The following is a 21,547-nucleotide window of genomic DNA, read 5'->3' as shown; positions in this document are numbered from 1 at the left end:
GGAGGGCGCACCGCGATCAGAACGGCACGTTGAACGCCACGCCGATGGTGCGCGGCGTCGACAACTGCACCAGCATCGGGCCACCCACCGAAGCGAGAAAATTGACCGCTTCGTCGTTGAGCGTGCCGATCGGCACCTGCTTGTTGAGCACGTTGCGCACATAGACATCGATGTTGGCACCGCTGCGCAGGTTGACGCCGGTGTTGAGATCGAGAAAACCGAAGCCCGGCAGCCTGAAATTCGGATCGCTGCTGTCGCCATTGAATCCCGCGTTGCGACGCGTCGAGCCACGCAGGGTGGCGCCAAGGTACGCATCGGTACCGGCAACCATGAACTTGTACTTGCCGCCCAAGGTACCGGACCACTTGGCCGAATACGGCAGCGGCGAATTGGGGGCGATGCCAAGTTCAGGGCTGCCGTTCTTGGTGTAGGCGTCGGTAAAGGCCGAGGAGGCGTTGAACTGCCACGGCCCGTTCGAATAGCTGCTTTGCATCTCCACGCCTTCGATACGCGCATCGCCCGCGTTCTGGATGATGGTGTTGCCCAGCGTGTAGGTATAAAGCTGAAGGTGATGCCATTCGATGTCGTAGCCGTCGATGCCGACATTCAAATGGCCGTCCCATTGCCTGGATTTATAGCCAAGCTCGTAACTCTGCAGGTTGTCCGAGCCGAAGGTATCTTTCGCATTCGCGTTCGGGCCCAGGATCGTGCTTTCGACCGGCGCCTGCAGGCCGCCGGGCCGATAACCGGTGGATGCGCGCATGTAGTAGCTGTCCCGGTCGTTGGGGCGCCAACTGAGCGTGATCAACTTGGTGACGTCGTCACTGAGCAGTCGTTCGCGGAATCCGCCGGGGCTTCCGGCCACCGGACCATTCTCGTAGCTCGACAGATGCTGCGAGTTACCGCTTGCGCGCGCACCGATGGTCAGATCCAGCGTGGGATTCACATGCCAGGTGAGGTCGCCATAACCGGCGTATTCCTCAAAGCCCGAGTTAGTGCGCTGCTCAAGCAGGCCGGTCAAGCCCGGCGGCGTCGCGTTGTTGCCCTCCAGCACATAGTTTTCCCACACGTTTTCGCGGTTGAACCACAGGCCGCCGAGCCAATCGAAGGTTTCGCCCTTGCGGGAAGTAAGGCGAATTTCCTGCGAGGTCTTGTGTACGGTGTATTGCGAATCGACGTAAAGATTGCTCAACGGCTGATCGACGCCCAGCAACGGTCCCACCGCGTTGAGCAATGCAAGAAACGAATCGGGATAGTCCTGCACGCTGTGATTGGTGAAATTCTGGTACGAAGTGATCCAGTCCAGCGTGGCCCAGTTGAAATCGTAGGCAGCCTGGAACGAATATAGCTGCAGCGTCTGCGTGAACGGCTCGCGATGGTTGAGCCGGCGATCGTAAGGACCGCCCGAAATGGGTTGTCCTTGCAGGTTGAAATCGCCCATCGACAAACCGTCGGCCATGATCTTCTGTGCCATGGCGGTAACGTTGAAGGTTAGTTTGTCGATCGGATCGTATTCCAGCTGGATCCGCGCGCCCTTGGTATGGTTGCGGTCGGCACCGCCGGCGGGCGTCTCGCCCACCGCCCGATAGACGCCCGCGGTGTGTTGATCGACCACCGCCACGCGCAGTGCCGCCTTGTCCTTGATCAGCGGAATGTTGACCGTGGCATGCTCGGAATAATTCATGCCGCCGCGCTGGGTGTTGGACATATCGCCGCCCACGCTGCCGGAAAAACCACTGGTATCGGGCTTGACCGTGACGTATTTGACCAGGCCGCCCATCGAGCCGGCGCCATAAAGCGTGCCTTGCGGCCCGTACAGAAATTCGATGTGATCCAGATCGAGCAGGGCCGGATCGAACACGAAGGTGGCCGCCGCCGCGTACACGGTGCTGCCACCTACCGGCACGTCGTCGATGTAGAGCGACACGGTGGGGCTGGTCTGATTGCCGGTCGACACGCCGCGCATCACCAGCTCGCCCTCGCCAGGGCCACCGGAACTGGCGAAGAATACGCCGGGCTGGTACGACACGTAGTCGTTGAGATTCTTCGCGCCCAGTTGCTGCAGCGACACGGCCGAAACGTTTTCCACGTGCATCGGCACTTCGCGTTCGGGTTCGCGCCGGCGATTGGCCGTCACCATCACTTCGTTCAACGTCACCGCCGATTGACCGGCCTGCGCCGGCGTCGGCGTTGTACTGCTAGAACCGGCGGGTTGCGTCTGCGGCGGCGCATTGGTTTGCGCTACGGCCACTGATGCGCAAACAGGCAACGCGAGGGGCGCCAGCAGCAGGCGGATCGCGCACGCCAGGCGACGCTGCGCGGGCTGACGACGGGCTACAACACGACGGCCAGTATTCATGACGGTAGGTCCGGGACAGGCGTTTGTCGCTTTGCCCGGAAGCACCGACTCTTCATCCGGGCCCGCTTTTTTATGGCTGCAGTCTACGCCGATGCGTTGCCCGGACCACAACCGCCGTTAACCGCCCAGCCAGCATCCGGCACTGACGCGCTCACGGTCTTCTATATCGCGCGCGGTGAAAATGTCGGCAAAGCCCGCGTTGCGCAGCAACAAGCGCACCGCTTCGCCCTGGTTCCAGCCATGCTCCAGCAACAGCCAACCGTTTGCGCGCAAATGCCGCCCGGCTCCGTCGACGATGCGACGGATGTCGTCCAGGCCATCCGCTCCCGCGGCAAGCGCGCCGCGAGGTTCGAAGCGCAAATCGCCTTCGAGCAAATGCGGATCGGCGCTTTCGATGTAAGGTGGATTGGAAACCACTACATCCAAGCGCTGTCCTGCCAATGGGATAAACCAAGGCCCTTTCAGGAAACTTACATGCGCAAGCTGGTGCCCAAGTGCATTCCGCTGCGCCACAGCAAGTGCATCGGCGCTCACGTCGGTAGCGACGATGCGCGCATGCGGACGTTCGCGCGCAATCGCCAGCGCAATCGCGCCGCTGCCGGTACCTAGATCGGCAACGTGTGCCGCGGCATCGCGCGGCAAGCGTTCAAGCGCCAGTTCCACCAGCAACTCGGTTTCCGGGCGCGGGATCAGCGTCGCCGGCGTGACTTCCAAATCGAGCGACCAGAACCCGCGATGCCCCACGATATAAGCCACGGGTTCTCCCGTCGCGCGACGCTCGACCACGCGCGCATAGGCTTGCAGCTGCGCGGCATCGAGCGCATCGTCGGCGTGCGCGATCAGCCAGCTGCGCGGGCGGTCGAGCACGTAGGCGAGCAGCAGCTCCGCCTCGGTACGATCGCCCAGGCGTTGCGCAGCTTCGCGCACGGCGTTGCGCGCATCAGGCACGGCGACAACTCCACGGCATGCCGTCGATCATGATGTGTGGATCCTCTAGCGCCTGTCGATGCGGCACAGTGTAGCCGCTGGCCGACATGGAACTCCCAAAAAAAAACGCCGGGCAGTTCGCGCTGCCCGGCGTCCATGTTTGGCATCGATCGTCGGTTACTGGATCACCGAGGCATCCTGCCTGGCCTTTAGCGCCGCGCACAGCAAGGTCTGCTCGCGCGTCTGGGCCAGGCCGCGGTCGGCGCCGGTGACTTCCTTCAGGCGCGGCTCGAAATACGCCTGCAGGCGATCGGCTTCCGCCTTGGAGCAACCGCCGCCGCCCACCAGCGATGGCAGGCGGCCGCCGGCGAAACTGCCGGTACGCGCCAGCACCTGGTCGTAGTGGCCGGTGAACCAATGCCACAACGCATCGCGCGCGGCCTGCGTGTCGCGGCTGCCGCGCAGGATCGCGGCCATCTCACCCACCTTTACCTGCTTGGTCAAGGCAAAATCGCGCGCCTTGTCGGCCAGCGCAGGCGTGTCGGCGGCACTCAGGCCCTGCAGCATCGCATTGCGCAGCGCCGGATCGGTGGTCTGCGGCAATTCGCCGATCAAGGCATCCAGTGCCGCCTCGCCGCGTTCCTGCACCGCTACGGCCAGTGCCGCACCAAGCAGATCCGGATCGGCGGCGGCCAGGTTCAAATGACCATCGGCCTTTTTCGCCAAAGCCGCATCGCCCTGCTTGAGCAACGCCGCACGCACTTCGGGCAGTTTGAAATCCAGCGCCAGCACCTCGGCCAAGGTGCTGCGCAACAAGGCGTCGCCCTCGGGCTCGCCCGTCTTGCGCTGGTAACCAAGCTGCTCCATGCGCGGCAGGTAGGCACTCTTCACCCAGGCGGCCACCTTTGCGCGCTGCGCATCGTTCGACGCTTCGTTGTGGTAGATCCAGTTGATCGTTTCAAGTGGCGCGATCGCCACTTCGCGCGTGGCCACGCCAGTTAGCGGTTTGAGCGCGGCCATGACATCGGCCGCGTTCAAGTCGCCGTGACGGAAGCCCGCGTCGATGCTGTCGGCATAGGCGAGCTGCTCGGTGTCGCTCAATGCTGAAACGTGCTGGGTAAGCGTGTTCCAATCCTGCTTGCCCAGGTTGAAGCGGTAATAACCGCGCGCATTCGCGTTGGGCATCACCCAGGTCGGCGTGGCGGCGTCGGCCAGCACCATGCTGCCGGTCGGTTTGTCGAGCAGTTCGCAACGCTGCTTGGTGCCACCGGCGGTGGCGTAGCGTACGCAGACCGGAATGCCCCACACGCGGTGGGCATCGCCGGTGCTGCCCACCGGCAGGTAGCGGTCCTGGCTCAGGTGCAGGATGGTCTTGCCGTTTTTCTGCTCCAGCTTCACCTGCACGTAGGGCACGCCCGACTGGTCGAGGAAGCTGTTGAAGGCATGCTTGAATGCCGCGCCCTGGTTGGCCGCCGTCGCGATCGCGCCGACCAGATCATCGGCGTCGGCATTGCCGAACTTGTGCGCCTGGATGTAGGCGCGCATGCCCTTCTGGAAGGTGTCTTCACCGACGTAACCTTCGAACATGCCAATGACCGCCGCACCCTTCTGATAGGTGATGCCGTCAAAGGCCGTTTCGATGTCGCCATTACCGGTGATCGGCTGGCGGATCTGGCGCGCGGAGGTGAGGCTGTCGTTATGCATCGCGCCTTCGGCGCCGCTGATGCGGTCCAGATCCGCGCGGTATTCCGGATGCACTTTCATGGTGACTTTCTGCTGCATCCAGGTGGCGAAGGCTTCGTTGAGCCAGATGTCGTTCCACCACGCCAGCGTTACGGTGTCGCCGGTCCACTGATGCGCGAGTTCATGCGCGGTGACGTTGAACGAGCTGCGCACATACTTGGCCGGGGAATCCGGATCGAGCAGCAGCAGCCAGTCGCGGAAGGTCACCAGGCCGGGATTTTCCATCGCGCCGGCGGAGAAATCCGGTGCCGCGAGCAGGTCGAGCTTGCCGAACGGATAGCCGAAGCCGTAGTAGTTCTCCAGCGTGTGGATGATGCTGGGCGTTTCGCTCAGTACATGCTGCATGCGATGGCCTTCGCCGTGCGCGGCGATACCGCGCAACGGCAGCACCTCGCTGCGGTACTGGTCGGGCGAAATATCCGGGCCATTGACCACGTCCCAGGGACCGACCGCGAAGGCGACCAGATACGTGGGCAGCGGTCGCGTCTGCGCGAAGGTGACCGTTTTCCATTTGTCACCGGCCGGCGTTTCGCTCACTTGTTTGGTGTTGGCCACCGCCACCTGATCGGAGGGCACGGTGAGGGAAATATCGTACGGCGTCTTGAAGCGCGGCTCATCGAAACTGGGGAATGCGTAGCGGGCGCTGATCGGCTCCATCTGCGTCATCGCATACGGCACGCCGGCATGGCTCACCTTGTACAGGCCCTGCAACTGCTGGTTGAGCGGCGCGGTGTACTCGATGGCAAGGGTCAGCGACTGCGGCTTGAGCGTGCTGCCGAAATCGATGCGCGCGACGCCCTCCTGCGGCGCCGCCGCCACGTACTTGCCCGCATGCGTTTTGCCGCTGGCGTCGGTGATCGTCACTTTGGACACGTCAAGATCACGGCCGTCCAGCCACAGATGATCGGCGGCCTGCTTCAAGTCAACCTTGATGACGGTGGTACCCGAATAAGTCTGCTGCGCGGGATCGACCTTGAACGCCAGACGATACGAGGTAGGCACGGCCCATGCCGGCAACGGACCGTGCGGAACGGAATCGGCCGGCACCGCGGCAAACGCTGCGCCGCAACAAAATGCCAGCGCCGTCATGGCGAAGGGACGGATAAAACGATGCATGGATGACCCCACCTACGGTATCGAAAGCCATTCACGCTAGGCGAAGCCGGATTAGGACCACAGTGCCAAACGGCATAGTCCGACAATCGGAACGGTACGGTCTGCTTAAGCTAGACATCCATTTTTCTTGCAGGCCCGGCGTCTGATGAAGGATCGTGAACTGTCGCTCGTCTACTCCACCACCGCCCCTCTGCGCATCGCCGTGGTCGACGCGGGCATTGCGTCGCGCGAAACAGCCCTGCTGCCGGCCTTGCGCAACGCGGGCTTTCGCGCGCATGGCTTGGCGTCGGCCACGGAGCTATACCGCACCATGCTGGCACAGCACTTCGACATCGTGCTGCTGGACGCCGACCTCCCGGGCGAGAACGGCTACGACATGGCACGGCATCTGCGCACCAGTTCCGACATCGGGATCGCGGTGATCATTGATGCCGACCATCGGCAGGCACCGATCCGGGCGCTCAAAAGCGGCGCGGATCTGTACATTCCCAAACCGGTAGACACGGAACTGCTGATCGCCTCGCTGCGCAGTCTGGTCCGCCGCCTTACGCGCACGCAGGACTTCGGCTCCGTGGCCGATCAACCGCCCGTGCGCGGTTGGCAGATGGAGGCCGACGGCTGGTGCCTGTTCTCGCCCCATGGCGACGTCATCCCGTTGACGGCCACCGAACACACCCTGATCGGCGCGCTGGCCACCAGGAACGGCCAGGTGATCACGCGCGAGGCGCTGATCGAGGCGATGACCCACAACGCCTACGAATTCGATCCGCATCGCCTGGAAATGACCATCTACCGCCTTCGCCTGAAGTCGCGCAACATCACCGGCGAAACGCTCCCCTTGCGCACCGTGCGCAGCAAGGGTTACCTGTTTCAGTGCGAAGTTCGCTGAAACAGCAGGTTGCCTTATTACGTAAAAAAAGCGGCGGCGAAGCGAACTTCGCCGCCGCGGCGACTCCGCGCGCTCCGATGGGGGGGAGGGAACGAGCGGCGCGGAGTACGGGCGAACACTGGAACAGGCCCGGTTGGGGGGTTGGCCTGGCTCCAGCTGCAGGGGCTCAGCACTGACGAGAGAAAAGATACGACTGACGCTTGCATTGTTCAAATCGATTATTACCATAGTGTTCATAGGCAAAGCCTATAATTGGAGCAATCTATGAACCTGCGCGATCTGCATTACCTCGTCGCCCTGGCCGAACACCGGCACTTTGGCCGCGCCGCCGAAGCGTGTTTCGTCAGCCAGCCTACGCTCTCCACGCAGATCAAGAAGCTGGAGGACGAACTGGGCGTGCCGCTGGTCGAGCGCACGCCGCGCAAGGTGTTGCTGACCGATGTCGGGCGCGAGATCGCCAACCGCGCACGCGACGTGCTCAATGAAATCGAGCAGATCAAAGGCGTTGCGCGGCGCACGGTGGATCCGGAATCGGGCACGGTACGGCTGGGCATCTTTCCCACGCTGGGGCCCTACCTGCTGCCGCATGTCGTGCCGATGGTGCGCGATCGCTTCCCGCGCCTGGAATTGCTGCTGGTCGAGGAAAAAACCGAAACCGTGCTGCATCGCCTGCGCGAAGGAAAACTCGACGCCGGCGTACTTGCCCTGCCCATCCACGACGACAGCCTGCACGCCGAATTTCTGTTCGAAGAACCCTTTCTGCTGGCCGTACCGCAATCGCATCCGCTGGCCAAGCGCCCGCAACTGAAACTCAACGACCTGTCCGACCAGAGCCTGCTGCTGCTGGAAGACGGGCACTGCCTGCGCGATCAGGCGCTGGAGGTGTGCCACATGGCGGGCGCCGGCGAGAAGAGCGGCTTTCGCGCCACCAGCCTGGAAACGCTGCGCCAGATGGTCGCGGCCAACGTAGGCATCACCTTGCTACCCACGCTCGCCGTGAAGCCGCCGGTGGCGCAGGCGCCGAATCTGCAGCTGGTCGAATTCAGCGGCCATCCGCCCAGCCGGCGCATCGCCATGCTGTGGCGCAAGAGTTCGGCCATGGGCGGCTTTCTGAAACAACTCGCCGACGTGTTCTGTTCGCTGCCGCGCGACCTGCTCGACCCGCATAGCGCCGCAACGGCCTCCGCCCGGCGTCGCCGCGTGGCATGAGGTAGAGGACGATGGGCCGTGTTGATGGCCCATCGATGCGTGACGCCCGCGATGCGGCCACGCAGACCACCGCTGCCTTCCTCTCCCGAGCCCGACGTCACGGGGTTACGCCACCAGGCATCAATAGTGCAGCACCGTATGCAACGGCACTTGCTGCGGCCATAGCGCCCGCCCCTGCAGCGGCAGCAGCTCGATCACCACCGACGCCCCCACCAGTTCGGCGCCAAGCTGCTCCAGCAGGTTGCGCGCGGCGCCGAGCGTTCCGCCCGTCGCCAGCACATCATCGACCAGCAGCACGCGTTCGCCCTTGCGCAGCGTGCCGGTGCGTGCCTCAAGCCGATCGGTGCCGTATTCGAGCTGGTAATCGGCGTGCATCACCGGCGGCGGCAGCTTGCCGGGTTTGCGCAGTGGGACGAAGCCCGCGCCCAGCTTTTGCGCAATGGCCGCAGCAAAGATGAAACCGCGCGACTCCACACCGCAAACGGCCTGTACATGGCCACCCAGCCACGGTTCGGCCATCGCATCGATGCAGCGCGCGAAGGCTGCGCCATCGGCCAGCAGCGGGGTGATGTCGCGAAAAACCACGCCAGGCTTGGGAAAATCCGGCACCGCGCGGATCAGGCTTTCGAACGATGTCATGCACGCACTCCTGTTTTTTTATCTCTGCGTTCACGCGCGCCGGCGTGGGCGCCATGCGCCCAATAGAATACCCGCCAGCGCAAGTGCAAATCCGCCCCAATCGCCCATGCCGGTAGGCCGGCCCAACAGGATCACGTCCAGCACGAACGCCAGCGCCGGCTGCAACAGCAATAACAGACCCACCAGCGAAGCCGGCAGGCGCGGCATCGCCCGCACCATGAGCAGCCACGCCAGCACTTGTCCGAATAAACCCAGGGCGAGCAGCGCGCTCCAGCTGCGTGCGTCGCGCAGCACGAACGAATCACCCTCGCCACGCCCCCACAGCCACAATAACAGCGCGCACAGCACACTCATCAGACCAAGGAACTGTGCCGGCGACACATGCGGATAGGCCTTCAGCGCATGGCGAAAGCTGAGCAGGTAAACGGTATACGCTACACCGCTGCCCAGGCCCAGCCACACGCCGAGTCGATGCCGCGCGTCGAACATCGACCAATGCGCACCGACCAGCAACCATAGCCCCGCCGTTGCCAGCAGCATGCCGGGCACAAACCATCGGGCCGGGCGCTCGCGATAGACGACCAGCCCGACCAAGGCCATCAGAAACACCTGGAAGTTGGTGAGCAGGGTCGCCACGCCGGGCCCCACCCATAGAATGCTGCGGTGCCATTGAATCAAGTCCGCGGCGAAGCCTATCGCCGGCAGCACCGCAAGCCACAGGTCGCGCCATATCATCGCCCGCCAGCGCCCGCGCATCGACACCCACGCGAGCAGCATGCCGCCGCCGAAAAGCATGCGATAGAAACCCGACACGGTCGGCGCGACGTGTGCATAGACCACAAACAGGCTGGTGCTGGAAAGCAGCGACGCGCCGATCGCCATCTGCACGATGGCCGCGCGCATGGACGCTTCACTGCTGCCCACGCCGATGGGCGCCGCGACGGACGGCTCGGTCATGCGTGCTTCAACCCGGCGCCGGTAGCAGCGTGCCGGGGTCACCGTCCTCTTCGACAATCGCCTCTCTGGCTTGCGCCAGCGCGCGGTCGATCTCGCGCACGATCGGCTCGGCCGTATCCACGCTCGATTCGGGCACCAGCACCGCGACATAGTCGAGCGCCGGCAGTTGCCCAACCGCACCGGTGAGGTATTCGCCGGCGATGAAGGCGGGCACGTCGGCGCTTTCCAGCGCATCCTTGACCAGATGGGCGTCGATCAGGCTCTGGGCTCGATAGATGATGCGCATGGGCTCACGCTACCGCTGCTTGAACGGCCGGGCAAGCGTTCACCAGAACGCGCCGATGCCCGCTACGCCCTGGCCGCCGTGAAGGCGCGCCTGATCGACCTGCGCAGGCGCCATGCCGCCAAGCGCGTAGACCGGCAACGCCGCGGCATCGGCCAGCTGTTGGAACCGCGGCCAGCCCAGCGCTTGCACGCCCGGATGGCTCATCGTCGCCGCCACCGGGGAAAGCGTGGCGAAGTCGGCCCCGGCGCGCGCGGCGCGTTCGAGCTCGGACGCATCGTGGCAGCTGGCGCCGACCACCTGCGCCCAAGGCAACGGACGTTCAAGCTGTTCATGCAGCTGCGCGGATTTCAGCTGCACGCCCACGCCCTCGCCGAGACTGCGCGCTCCGTCGATATCGCCGTTGAGCAGGATGTTCGCCTCGCACTGCACGGCACGTTGCTGCAGGTGCGCCGCCAGTGCCCGCACCTTCGCGGCCGGCCACAGCGGAAGACGCAGTTGGATCAGCCGCACGCCCTGCGCCAGCGCCGCCTCCAGACGCAGCTGCCAGGCTTGTGCCTGCTCCAGCGTGACATCGGCGGGCGTAATGACGTACCGCGATGGCAGGCGCAGCGCCTGCAAAATGGGGCGATCGGCAGGTGCCAGCGTCGCCGGATCCACCTGTGCCGGCACGGTCCATTGCAACGCCTGCCCTTCCAGCGACGCGGGCGTGCCCTGCCAGCGGGAAAACTGCCAGGCATCGAGCAGCAGTTCGCGCTCGCCGTAGCGCCACGGCACGCGTATCAGCGGCGTGCCGTCGGCGGCGTCGATGTGGATGCCCAGTTCTTCGTGCAGCTCGCGCACCAGCGCGTGCCGCGGCGCCTCGCCCGGTTCGCGCTTGCCGCCGGGAAACTCCCATAGACCGGCCAGATGCTTGCCGGGTGGACGCTGCGCCAGCAGCACCCTGCCCTGCCCGTCGCGCAGCACGCCGGCCATCACGTGCAGCGCTGCGCCGGCGTGGTCGCTCACGGGCGGGAATCAGGCCAGGATCAATGGTTGCGGATGTACTCGACCATGTCGAAGTCGTAGCTGTGCTCGCTATCCTTCTTGTGGTGCGTGCGCTTGACTTCGACCCAGTCGCTGAAATGGATGCCCGGGAAGAAGGTATCGGCACCGTCCACCGCCGCGCTCACCCAGGTGAGATAGAGGCGCTGCGCCATCGGCAACGCATCGTGAAAGACCTTGCCGCCGCCGATCACCATCAGGCCGGTGCCGTTGGAACGCGCCTGCGCTTCCTCGATCGAACGCACGGTCACCTGGCCTGGAAACGGGGCCTCGTGACGGCGCGAGAGCACCAGGTTCTCGCGCTCGGGCAGCGTCCTGCCGATGGACACGGCCGTGTTGTAGCCCATGAGCACGTATTTGCCGAGCGTCAGCTGCTTGAACCAGCGCAGATCGTCCGGCAGATGCCAGGGAAGCTGCCCCTTGCGGCCGATTGCGAAGTTCTCGTCGAGGGCGGCAATCAACGAAATGGCCATGGGTGCTCCGGGTCAAAAGGTAAGCGGCAAGGGGCGCGCTGGGGAGCCTCCCCGCCACGCCGGCCGCCCATTATAACGTTTCGGATCGAGGGTGGAGATGACAAATCCCAAGGGCGTGCGGCAGAGCCCGGGAGCCCCCCATCAGACCGCCACAGGGGCCTTGATCGCCGCGTGCGGGTGATAGTCCTCGATGGCGATGTCTTCGTAACGGAAGTCGAAGATCGAGGCGATGTCCGGATTAAGCTTCAGCCGCGGCAACGGGCGCGGCTGGCGCGTGAGCTGCAGGCGCGCCTGTTCCAGGTGGTTGCTGTAAAGGTGCGCGTCGCCCAGCGTATGCACGAAGTCGCCCACACCCAGGCCGCAGACCTGCGCGATCATGTGCGTCAGCAAGGCATAGCTGGCGATGTTGAACGGCACGCCCAGGAAGATGTCACCCGAGCGCTGGTAAAGCTGGCAACTCAATTTTCCGTCCGCCACGTAGAACTGGAACAGCGCATGGCAGGGCATCAAGGCCATCTTCGGCAACTCGCCCACGTTCCACGCACTGACGATCAGGCGCCGCGAATCGGGATTGCGCCCGATCTCTTCCACCACCCAGCGGATCTGATCCACGATGCGCCCGTCGGCCGCCGGCCACGCGCGCCATTGCTTGCCGTAGACCGGACCCAGATCGCCGTGCTCGTCGGCCCATTCGTCCCAGATGCTGACGCCGTGTTCTTTCAGGTACGCAATGTTGGTATCGCCGCGCAGGAACCAGATCAGCTCGTGCACGATCGATTTCAAATGCAGCTTCTTGGTGGTGATGAGCGGAAACCCTTCGGCAAGATCGAAGCGCATTTGCCAGCCGAACACGCTGCGCGTGCCGGTGCCGGTGCGGTCGGTTTTTTGCGTGCCGTGTTCCAGCACATGGGCAAGCAAGTCGAGATAAGCGCGCATGCGGGGAGTCTACGCCGTCTGTGTCGCATCTGCCGTTGGCAACGTGGGCGCCCGCCGTGCCAGCCACAACAGCCAAAGGCCGACGACGATCAGCGGGATCGACTGTATCTGGCCCATCGTCAGCCATCCCCACGCCAGGTAGCCCAGCTGGGCATCGGGCACACGCACGAATTCCACCGCGAAGCGGAAGCATCCGTACAGCAGCGCGAACAGACCCGAGATCAGGTAACGCGGACGCGGCTTCATCGACACCAGCCACAGCACGGCGAACATCACCACGCCCTCAAGCAACATTTCGTAAAGTTGCGAAGGATGACGCGGCAGTCCGCCGTACTGCGCCATCAGTTGCGCCAGATGCGGATCGCTGGCCGACAACGCGACATCCTCATCGTGTGCATGGGGGAAAATCATCGCCCACGGCACCGACCCCGGCTTGCCCCACAGCTCGCCGTTGATGAAGTTGCCCAGCCGTCCCAGGCCCAGGCCGATCGGCACCAGCGGCGCCACGAAGTCCACCGCGTCGAAAAAATGCAGCTTGTGCCGGCGCGACCACCACAAGCCCGCCACCAGTACGCCGAGCAGGCCGCCATGGAAGCTCATGCCGCCGTCCCAGACCCGGAACAAGGCCATCGGCTCGGTCCAGATCCAGTGGATGCCGCCCGCGTAATAGAACAGCATGTACCAAATGCGGCCGCCCAGGATCACACCCATCATGGCGTAGAAGGCCAGGTCGCCCAGCGCATCGCGGCTTACCGGCAGGCGGCCGCGCTTGCGCCGGTATTCGCCGGCCGACCATGCGCCCAGGAAGCCCAGCAGGTACATCAACCCGTACCAATGGATCTGGACCGGCCCCAGATGCAGGGCGACCGGGTTGAGATGGACGACGTAGGGTTGCGTCATGGGTCTGGCCGTGGCGGTCAAAGCGCCAGTTTAGCGGCCGATGGCGACAACGTCATGCTGACCGTCGGCCGCCGTCGATAACGAAAAGCCCGCCATCGGGCGGGCTTTTTTGACCGGCACATTAACGCCGAACCGTCAACCGCCGCCGCGCACGGCCAGCGTACCGGGCTGCGCATGCTCCATCGCCATGGTGCCCATGGGGATCTTGCCCATTGCCGTTTTCAATTCGTGATAGACGTTGAGCACCATCTGGCCGTAGCCGCGCGCCAGCTGCGCGTCGTGGCTGTGGTAGTAGCCGATCCGCAGCACCGGATCGCTGCTTTCCTGCATCGCCTTGCGCAACAGGCGGGTACCGACGTCGATGTTGCGCGCGGGATTGAGCAGTGCGATCGGATCGGGCTCGATGTCCCGATGCATGGGGTAGTACACCTGCATGATGCCTACGTCCTGCACCGGCACCGCCATCAGGTTGGCCAGTTCGATGGCGTGCTCCGATTCGGCGCGCGTGCCGCTGTGCAAATGGCCGTTGATGCGCACGATCCACGGACTGGGCGCGACCGAACCATCCGGCTGCACGCCACGCGTTTCCACCAGGGCGATGGCATAGATAAGCACCGGATCGATGCGATAGCGCGCACCGGCCTTTGCCCATAGATTGCCCGGCGTGGTGATATCGAGATTAAACCCATCCATGTTGCTCGGATGCGGCGGCGCCACCACGACGATGGTGCCGTCATCCGCCAGTCCCAGCGTCGTCTTGGGCCCACGTGTCGCCGGCAAAATCTTCGGCGACGCTTGCGCCGCTACGACAGCGTCCATTACCGATGACCGCGCCGATACCGGCGCCGGTATGCGTGCCGGCACCGTTGCCGCTGGCGGCGCCGGAACGCGCACCGTCGATGTCATCGGCGGCATAGCGGGCGGCGCGGCATGCCAACTGTGGGCAAACATCGCAAACGCCGCCACGCCTGCCGCCACGCCCAAGCCGGCAGACATCGGACGGCGATGCACGTTTGCATACTGCTTCATCGCCAGCAGCATGGCCGCCGCGTCGATGTTCAAACGCTGCTGCAGCGACGGCGGCGGCAGCGAGGCGTCGGCGAAGACTGTTGGATGCGCCGCATGGGCGCCGCTGCCGCGCTGCGCATCGACGATACGTCGCCGTTTCGCCCAGCCATGCGGATCGACCATCACGATTCTCGGCGCCGGCGCCGATCGCCCGGCGGTGCGGCGCTCGCGGAACGCCGCCGGGGCACACAGCATGACCCGTTGTGTCACCTGCGGCCGCGTCATGGCACCCGCCCGGCACTAGCCGGCGCCAGCGACGCGCGCGGCCATACCGGCTGTTCGAACGAAACGGGGGGCATTTGCATGAACAGCACAGCGCATCATCCGTTCGGCACCCATCGGCCGGTCGCCAAGACAAGCACAAATCGGGCCGATTAGCCAGAAAACCGTGCCTCGCCGGCGGTTTTTGCTATGAGGAACACGTTAAAAAGCCCGCCGCAGCGGGGTCTTTAGCGCCCATGCCGCAAAGCGCCCGGCCGCCTTACCAGGGGTCGATAGGCAGTACGGCAATCGGCCGCTTGCTTACGGGAGACATAATCGCCGAGTAGCTGCTGTCTCCGCGCTGCAGCGGCAGCACCAGCAACGTTTGACCGGGCGTCTGCGCCTGCAGGCGATCCAGATAAGCCCGTTGTGATTGAGTGGCCTTCTTCAGCGAGGCCAAGGGCTTGGCATATTTTTTCATGACCTCGTCGATCACCTCGTCGTACGGCCGGTAAAACCTGGGCATCCGATCGATGTCCTTGCCGCTGGCCAAGACTTTCATGACGAAATCGCCCGCATCCTTCCCCTTGGGCGTAACCGCACCCACCAACCGCGGCCCCGTCCACGAACGCGTGCGAAATGCCTGACGGTCGCCTTTGGCCAAGTCCGCATCGCTCAAATCCTGGGCTGAAACGATAGTCAGCCGATCGACCTCCGCAACGATGAACACCGGCCGCGCATCGGTGATGACATACAGGCCGTAGCCCAAAGCCACGATTTGCAGCACGCCAATGATAGACAGATCCATCAGCAACAACTTGCGCGCCTTGTTGCGGCTGACCACCAGCAAAGTGATGAGCGGACCGATGGCGATATCCACGCCCATCAGCAACAGAATCAACCCACCCCCGCCGGCGGCAACGAAGTAAGGTGCGGGAAACCACACGAAATAGAGCAACGAACCTATCAGCGCGGCTAATACGAAACTGATGGATAGATGGACCGCGGCAGCTTTCCAACGATTCATGGCTCGACATCGCGTCAGTGGGGTGGTGCAAAAATATAAGCTGCCTGCCGCCGCCCTGCATAGGTTGCCCCTGGCCAGGCCGCGGGCGATCGCGTAGCGCGCGTTACTCGGGACGGCCTGGAAAACCGCGCGGCAATGGCGGAGAAATTGTGCTCGTAACCTTGTAGCCGCGAATAGCGGCGACCTGAGGTGTCATGCACCCTCCAATAGAACCAAATGAAGGGCACTGGATTCAGAAGCGCACTCAAAACATACCACGTAGCCTGTTCACTGGCGCAAGTAGCAAGCGTTCTGGCCCATCATCCCGGTCCGCAAACAATCGTCATCGATGGTTAACGCCATGTCGTCAAACATCGGCGACAGTTCCCCCGATTCCGATCCAGCGACGGTGCCGCGCACCTTCATTCGTGCATCCCTTTTCAACCTGATCGTGTCGCCATGCTGCATCCAATGGCCAGCAGCCAGGCCATACGCCGATCCGATCTGAATGCCGGCATCAAAGCTTCCATCGCTGCGCAGGATCACCGTGGAGTCCACGTCCATCACGTTGCTCAACACGTAGGTGCCTGCGGGCTTCGCGCGCACATCGACTTTTGCCGGTAAGGGGAGACCCGGCTGTGCCGTGGCAGCAGTGACCACCGGTATGGTCGATGACGGTGGCGGGTCCCAACTGCCGTACGGAATGCCGTGCTCCTGCACGTACTGCTTGGCCTTGTCCGATAACGGGTAGGCGTACTCTTTGCCTTTGCCCTGCCATGGTCCCAACGGCTCCACCTCGCCTTGTCCGTACATCACCACGGCGGTTTCAAACCCAAACCCTGAATTCCAGACGATGGTTCGCCCCCCTGGTGCGACGCCGATGGTGATATTGCTGCGACAGCTGTTGCCAGCCTTTCCCAGAAAAACCACCGGCTCTTGCTTCACCAGTGCCTGCCGCAGGCTTTCCGATATCGTGAAGTGCCAGCGATATGTCTGCGCCTCGGCCAGCGATTGCCAGCGCACGTACACCTCCATCGGTGCGCCCGCGCTGTAGAGGGTTTGACCGGCGACGCCGCCCTTGGGGTCCCAACCAACCGTTTGACCCATATCTCCTGCCATGCCCTGCGGCATCTGTACCCAGCGGCCTCGGTCATCCCGCACCTCCAGATCTTCGACCCATGCCTCCATGTAGCCAGGTGCAAGGACACCCATGGACCAGTGATCGCAAAGCTTCTCCACCATTGGACGGGTGCGAGCATCGCTGCGCTCTTGTTCACTCGCACATGCCGACAGCGACAGGGCGACCAGCAGCATGAGCAGCGAGCATGTCAACGTCCTGCGTAGTCTTTTCATCAGCGTCCCTTCTTCTGCTTGTAGACAAGGCGCTTGCGTTGGTCTGCAGGGCGCATGGGAAACAGCACGCTGATCCTGGGAAAAACATGCTTCTCTAAATTGCGGGTTTCCTTCACCGTCTGCGTCGCCATCCATTCGTGCGCGGCTTGTGGGCACCAATGAAGACCGGCGCGAGATCAATGGCATGACCCGCGAAGCCTTGGGGCTTGTTGGACAGGGAACGCAGCATGAGACCCTACGACGGGCCGACACCACCCAAGCCCAGCGACGCTACGCGCCCCACTTCGAGAAAGGCATGATCGTCCAGCCGAACCGCGATTACGCGCTTTGCGCGTCCTCAGGTCGCGAGGTCGCCCCCTAAAGGAGCCAGCCAGGGCTGGCACGTATTTGATTTGCCACGGCAGCCGGCGGATCGGCCTGCGTCCGAAAGCATCAGCGCCATTCGGCGCTAACGCTTCCGGCCTCTGGCGCAATCGAAAACCGCAACACTGAAGTCAGCCTTGACACTGTGTATCGCGTATAGATACACTATACGGCAAGAAAAGGATCAAAGAAGAATGATTATTGGATTTGAACACAAGGGTCTGGCTGATTTTTACAAGACCGGCTCAACGAAGGGCATTCAAGCGGCACATGCGAAGAAATTGACACGCATTCTGCAGATGCTGGATGCCGCAACCAATCCTCAGGGCATGGCGCTGCCGGGTTTCGACCTTCATCGGTTGAAAGGCAAGTTGAAAGGAATTTGGTCGGTGTCGGTGAATGGCAATTGGCGTGTGACGTTTCGTTTCAATGGTGCAGATGTGGAACTGGTGGATTACCGGGATTACCACTGAAGTGCGGACCATGTCGGTAAGATTCAAGAAGTCAAGGTAACGACGAGTCAAGGTTTGCGAGTTAGGTAAGGAGTGACAAATGATTAGGAATCCTGTGCATCCGGGCGAGATCATCAAGAGTGATGTTCTCGAACCTTTGGATTTGACGATCGGTTCGGCCGCAGAGCGCCTGGGCGTAACGCGCGTGACGTTGTCGCGTGTAGTGAATGGCCGTGCGGGTATCAGTGCCGAGTTTGCGTTGCGTTTGGAGCAAGCCGGTGTGGGCACGGCGGAGACATGGATGAACCTCCAGGCGAGCTACGAGCTTTGGCAGGCGCGTAAGAGTGCACCCAAGGGCGTCACGAAGCTTGCAGCGTGAGGGCGAACACACGCGTAACCTCTCTCGTCAGCGGGACAGTTCGGGCTGACTCGTTCTTGGTGTCCGCTAGACGCACGACGCGGCGCGATAGGTCGACTTGGGTCATTCTGAGGCTGACAATCTCGTTCGACCGCATACCGGTTTCCACAGCGATGCGCACCAGCCAGCCCAGTATGGGGTTAGAGTGGCTGTCGACGGCGGCATAAATCGCCTTTTCCTCCTCCGTCGTGAGCCGCCGATCGCGGCCTTCGGCTGCCTTCGGTTTACGCACCGGCTTCACGGGATTAAGAGTCAGCCCGAGCCTCCACTCTCTGATGGCGGTCGTGAAAAGGTGGCCCAGCAGGGCAAGCTCTAGCCGGATCGTAGAGGCAGACAGTGGACGCGACGCGGGCGTTTTCCTTGTAGGCGGGTAGGTATTGATGGTCGCAAGCCGGATGTCACGATAGCGGGCGACGAGATCTGGGGTGATGGCAGCCAGGGCGTATTGGCCGAAGAAAGCCATCAGCGGCTTGGCCCTCTCAATCTCCGTCCTGTGCGTTGCTGGCTTCTTGGTGGGCGACACCTCAGCCATGTAGCGCTTGAGGGCCTCAGCGAACACCAGGCGCTCTGAGGCCCCTCGCTCGATGGAGAGGCCTCGCACCATGTCATCCTCGGTACGGCGAGCCCAGTCCTGCGCGTCTGGCTTGGTTCTGAACGTCTTAACCTTTGTAAGCCAGCCCTCTTTGCGAATCATGGCCTTCCAGGTGGCCGAGGGCGTTCGCACGATCGTTGCCAATGGGTACTCCAAAATCTTGGTGGTGTACCGAAAATGTACCGATGGCTAGATTCGAGCGCTGCAGTCCTTGACTGGAATTTTTTAGGACCCCCAAAAAAAATTAAGGCCAGCAATAGCTTGCTGGCCTTAGCATTTGGCGCCCGAAGTTGGACTCGAACCAACGACCCCCTGATTAACAGTCAAGTGCTCTAACCGGCTGAGCTATTCGGGCGGGGAGCTGCATAGTTTGGGGAATCGGGGCCGCGACTGTCAAGTCGCGGCCCGCGAATGCCACGGGCCGCTCAGCTCGTCAGCACCCGGTAGCAAGGTACGTAGGCGGTGCCGCCGGGCAGCTTCATGCGGTGCTGTTGCACGAACGCCTGTAGCAGGCGATCCAGCGCACGCATGATCTCGGCCTCGCCGTCGATTTCGAAGGGGCCGTGTTTTTCGATGATGCGCACGCCCTCTTCCTTTACGTTGCCGGCCACGATGCCGGAGAACGCGCGGCGAAGGTCGGCGGCCAGTTCGTGACGTGGCCGGTCGCGGTGGATGGCCAGCGCGCGCATCGCCGCATGCGTGGGCATGAACGGCTGCTGGAACGCCTCCGGAACGTGCAGCGCCCAGTTGAAGAAGAAGGCGTCCTTGTTGTCCAGGCGATAATTGCGCACCTTGTCCATGCCCCGCACCATCGCGTGCGCCACGGCCAGCGGATCGTCGACGATGATCTTGTAGTGCTGTGCGACGTCCTGGCCAAGCGCAAGCTTCAGGAACGTGTCGATCTGTTCGAAGTACGCGGCCGATTGCTTGGGTCCGGTGAAGATCAGCGGGAACGGAATGCCTGCGTTGTCCGGATGCAGCAGGATGCCGAGCAAGTAGAGAATCTCCTCGGCCGTGCCCACGCCGCCTGGAAACACGATGATGCCGTGCCCCATGCGTACAAAGGCTTCCAGGCGCTTCTCGATGTCCGGCATGATCACCAGTTGGTTGACGATCGGATTGGGCGACTCGGCCGCGATGATGCCGGGCTCAGTGATGCCGATGTAGCGGTTGCGTTTGCGGCGCTGCTTGGCGTGCGCGATGGTGGCGCCTTTCATCGGCCCTTTCATGGCGCCGGGGCCGCAACCGGTACAGATGTCCAATCCGCGCAGGCCCAGTTGGTAGCCGACCAGCTTGGTGTATTCGTACTCCTCGCGCGAGATCGAGTGGCCGCCCCAGCACACTGCGATGTTCGGATCCACCTGCGGTTTGAGAATGCGCGCGTTGCGCAGGATCTCGAACACCGCATGGGTAAGCCCCACCGAATCGTCCAGATTGAAGTTGCCCTGCTCCAACTGCGTGGATACGTAGACGATGTCGCGCACCACTGCCACCAGCAGCTCGTTGATGCCGCGGATGATCTGTCCGTCCACGAAGGCGCGCGCCGGCGCATGCTGCAACTCGATCTTGATGCCGCGATCCTGCTGCAGCACCTGGATATCGAAATCCGGATACTGCTCGAACATGCCCCGCGGGTCGTCGCTGATGTCGCCGGAATTGAGCACCGCCAGCGCGCAGCGGCGCAGCAGGCTATGCAGTCCCGAACCGCTGGCATCGCGCAGCCGGGAGACTTCGTTGCGCGAAAGTATATCCAGGCCGCCGGCAGGGGAAATGCGTGCGTTGACCGTGGCGGGCTTGCCGGACTTGGTGATCTGCGTATCGTTCATGCGTTCCTTCTCCTGGCCGCTTCGCCATGCCCTGCTATCAGGTTGCGGCATGCGTGCGGCCGCCTAGCATCCTGCTTGCGGGGCATGCGGTCAACGTACAGAAATATTTTGCGGCCTTAAGGCTTAAAAAAAACTCCCCGCAGCACGCTGCGGGGAGTTCGGGTACGACTTGAAGCGATGTTCCGGCCCGACCCGCATCGCCAAGGCCATGCGGGCCGTCGCCGAACCTGGCTCAGCGGAACGACACACCGAAGGTCATGATGTACGAACGCGGCTGCAGCAGGCCATAGTAAGCCGTGCTGTTGTACAGGTTCAGTTCCTTGCCCACCGTGGCGCTGGACAGGATCGGCGCGGAGCTGACGTAGCTGAAAGCACGACGGTCAGCCAGGTTGACGATGTTCAGCTTCAGGTACGGCTTGGTGAAGAAGCCGCTCCAGTCAGCGAAGCGGTAGCCGGCGCTGAAGTTGAACGTGGTGAAGCCAGCCACCGACTCGGTGTTCATGTAGTCGCCGTAGATCGAGCTGGTGGCGCGCGCATTCAGGGTGGCCCAGATGTGCGAATTGTCGTAGCTCAGGCTGACGTTGCCGATGTTGCGGGCGGTGTCGGGCATGGTCTTGCCGTCGGTCGGGTAGATGCCCGGGCCCTTGCCGTTGTTGCTGTCATACGGACCGCCATCCAGGTCGCCTTCGATCTTGGCCTGGGTGTAGGTGTAGGACGTATACACGTTCCAGTCCTGGGCGAACTTCCAGCTCAACTCACCGTTGAAGCCGCGCATATCCATGTGCGGGATCGT

The 21,547-nt window shown here is 63.0% G+C and carries 20 protein-coding genes and 1 tRNA gene; 4 read left to right on the top strand and 17 right to left on the bottom strand.

All coding sequences use genetic code 11. From position 1 onward, the window contains the following. Positions 1-16: 16 nt before the first annotated feature. From VME63_RS13330 to VME63_RS13320, 3 genes are all read right to left on the bottom strand, one after another. Positions 17-2,359: a TonB-dependent receptor gene (locus VME63_RS13330; protein ID WP_325433848.1), complete on the bottom strand. Its 2,343-nt coding sequence runs from the start codon at positions 2,357-2,359 to the stop codon at positions 17-19. A 117-nt stretch (positions 2,360-2,476) separates the two neighbouring features. After that, the gene (prmC, locus tag VME63_RS13325) at positions 2,477-3,307 is read right to left on the bottom strand and encodes a peptide chain release factor N(5)-glutamine methyltransferase (protein ID WP_325433847.1); all 831 of its coding nucleotides are present in this window, start codon (positions 3,305-3,307) and stop codon (positions 2,477-2,479) included. A gap of 156 nt (positions 3,308-3,463) precedes the next feature. Next, positions 3,464-6,145 (bottom strand): M1 family metallopeptidase, encoded by a 2,682-nt coding sequence (locus VME63_RS13320; RefSeq protein WP_325433846.1) that lies wholly within the window; start codon positions 6,143-6,145, stop codon positions 3,464-3,466. A gap of 145 nt (positions 6,146-6,290) precedes the next feature. Here VME63_RS13320 and VME63_RS13315 point away from each other — a divergent pair, with 145 nt between their 5' ends. Further along, entirely contained in the window at positions 6,291-7,034 is a 744-nt protein-coding gene (locus VME63_RS13315) for a response regulator transcription factor (RefSeq protein ID WP_325433845.1), read from the top strand. Between the two features lie 264 nt (positions 7,035-7,298). Continuing rightward, positions 7,299-8,243: a DNA-binding transcriptional regulator OxyR gene (gene oxyR / locus VME63_RS13310; RefSeq protein WP_325433844.1), complete on the top strand. Its 945-nt coding sequence runs from the start codon at positions 7,299-7,301 to the stop codon at positions 8,241-8,243. A gap of 120 nt (positions 8,244-8,363) precedes the next feature. Here the strand turns inward: oxyR and VME63_RS13305 are convergent, their stop codons facing one another. The 10 genes from VME63_RS13305 to VME63_RS13260 all read right to left on the bottom strand — a co-directional run bounded on the left by VME63_RS13305 (position 8,364) and on the right by VME63_RS13260 (position 17,064). Further along, positions 8,364-8,882: an adenine phosphoribosyltransferase gene (locus VME63_RS13305; protein ID WP_325433843.1), complete on the bottom strand. Its 519-nt coding sequence runs from the start codon at positions 8,880-8,882 to the stop codon at positions 8,364-8,366. 30 nt (positions 8,883-8,912) lie between these two features. After that, on the bottom strand, positions 8,913-9,839 hold the full coding sequence (locus tag VME63_RS13300; RefSeq protein ID WP_325433842.1) for a DMT family transporter: 927 nt from the start codon (positions 9,837-9,839) through the stop codon (positions 8,913-8,915). Between the two features lie 7 nt (positions 9,840-9,846). Then, complete coding sequence (locus tag VME63_RS13295; protein ID WP_325433841.1) at positions 9,847-10,125, bottom strand: DUF2007 domain-containing protein; 279 nt, start codon at positions 10,123-10,125, stop codon at positions 9,847-9,849. A gap of 39 nt (positions 10,126-10,164) precedes the next feature. Continuing rightward, positions 10,165-11,130 carry a Nudix family hydrolase gene (locus tag VME63_RS13290; RefSeq protein WP_325433840.1) on the bottom strand — a complete coding sequence of 322 codons (966 nt, stop codon included), beginning with the start codon at positions 11,128-11,130 and terminating at the stop codon, positions 10,165-10,167. Positions 11,131-11,150: 20 nt separating this feature from the next. Further along, a complete protein-coding gene (locus tag VME63_RS13285) occupies positions 11,151-11,639 on the bottom strand; it encodes a dihydrofolate reductase (RefSeq protein WP_325433839.1) in 489 nt (162 codons plus the stop codon). Between the two features lie 141 nt (positions 11,640-11,780). After that, positions 11,781-12,575: a thymidylate synthase gene (locus tag VME63_RS13280; protein ID WP_325433838.1), complete on the bottom strand. Its 795-nt coding sequence runs from the start codon at positions 12,573-12,575 to the stop codon at positions 11,781-11,783. A 9-nt stretch (positions 12,576-12,584) separates the two neighbouring features. Beyond that, a complete protein-coding gene (gene lgt / locus VME63_RS13275; RefSeq protein WP_325433837.1) occupies positions 12,585-13,475 on the bottom strand; it encodes a prolipoprotein diacylglyceryl transferase in 891 nt (296 codons plus the stop codon). Between the two features lie 135 nt (positions 13,476-13,610). Continuing rightward, positions 13,611-14,738 (bottom strand): transglycosylase SLT domain-containing protein, encoded by a 1,128-nt coding sequence (locus VME63_RS13270; protein WP_325433836.1) that lies wholly within the window; start codon positions 14,736-14,738, stop codon positions 13,611-13,613. 286 nt (positions 14,739-15,024) lie between these two features. Then, entirely contained in the window at positions 15,025-15,771 is a 747-nt protein-coding gene (tfpZ, locus tag VME63_RS13265; protein WP_325433835.1) for a TfpX/TfpZ family type IV pilin accessory protein, read from the bottom strand. Between the two features lie 267 nt (positions 15,772-16,038). After that, positions 16,039-17,064: a DUF2931 family protein gene (locus tag VME63_RS13260; protein ID WP_325433834.1), complete on the bottom strand. Its 1,026-nt coding sequence runs from the start codon at positions 17,062-17,064 to the stop codon at positions 16,039-16,041. Between the two features lie 596 nt (positions 17,065-17,660). Here VME63_RS13260 and VME63_RS13255 point away from each other — a divergent pair. Beyond that, positions 17,661-17,939, top strand: coding sequence for a type II toxin-antitoxin system RelE/ParE family toxin (locus tag VME63_RS13255; protein ID WP_325433833.1), 279 nt, complete (start codon positions 17,661-17,663; stop codon positions 17,937-17,939). A 79-nt stretch (positions 17,940-18,018) separates the two neighbouring features. Beyond that, positions 18,019-18,297 carry a HigA family addiction module antitoxin gene (locus VME63_RS13250; RefSeq protein ID WP_325433832.1) on the top strand — a complete coding sequence of 93 codons (279 nt, stop codon included), beginning with the start codon at positions 18,019-18,021 and terminating at the stop codon, positions 18,295-18,297. Here the strand turns inward: VME63_RS13250 and VME63_RS13245 are convergent. From VME63_RS13245 to VME63_RS13230, 4 genes are all read right to left on the bottom strand, one after another. Then, entirely contained in the window at positions 18,278-19,072 is a 795-nt protein-coding gene (locus VME63_RS13245; protein ID WP_325433831.1) for a tyrosine-type recombinase/integrase, read from the bottom strand. The two genes, VME63_RS13250 and VME63_RS13245, sit on opposite strands and share 20 nt — an antisense overlap. A gap of 134 nt (positions 19,073-19,206) precedes the next feature. Continuing rightward, a tRNA-Asn gene (locus tag VME63_RS13240) sits at positions 19,207-19,283 on the bottom strand. Between the two features lie 70 nt (positions 19,284-19,353). Next, positions 19,354-20,754, bottom strand: a complete 1,401-nt coding sequence (gene ppnN / locus VME63_RS13235) for a nucleotide 5'-monophosphate nucleosidase PpnN (RefSeq protein WP_325433830.1) — start codon at positions 20,752-20,754, stop codon at positions 19,354-19,356. Between the two features lie 232 nt (positions 20,755-20,986). Beyond that, positions 20,987-21,547: TonB-dependent receptor domain-containing protein (locus tag VME63_RS13230; RefSeq protein WP_325433829.1), on the bottom strand; the 561-nt coding region annotated here is incomplete at its 5' end.

The sequence above is a fragment of the Dyella sp. genome, from assembly GCF_035503745.1.
Lineage (GTDB): Bacteria > Pseudomonadota > Gammaproteobacteria > Xanthomonadales > Rhodanobacteraceae > Dyella_B.
The sequence above is the reverse complement of the archived record's forward strand: the minus strand, read 5'-3'. Positions and strand labels throughout refer to the sequence as shown.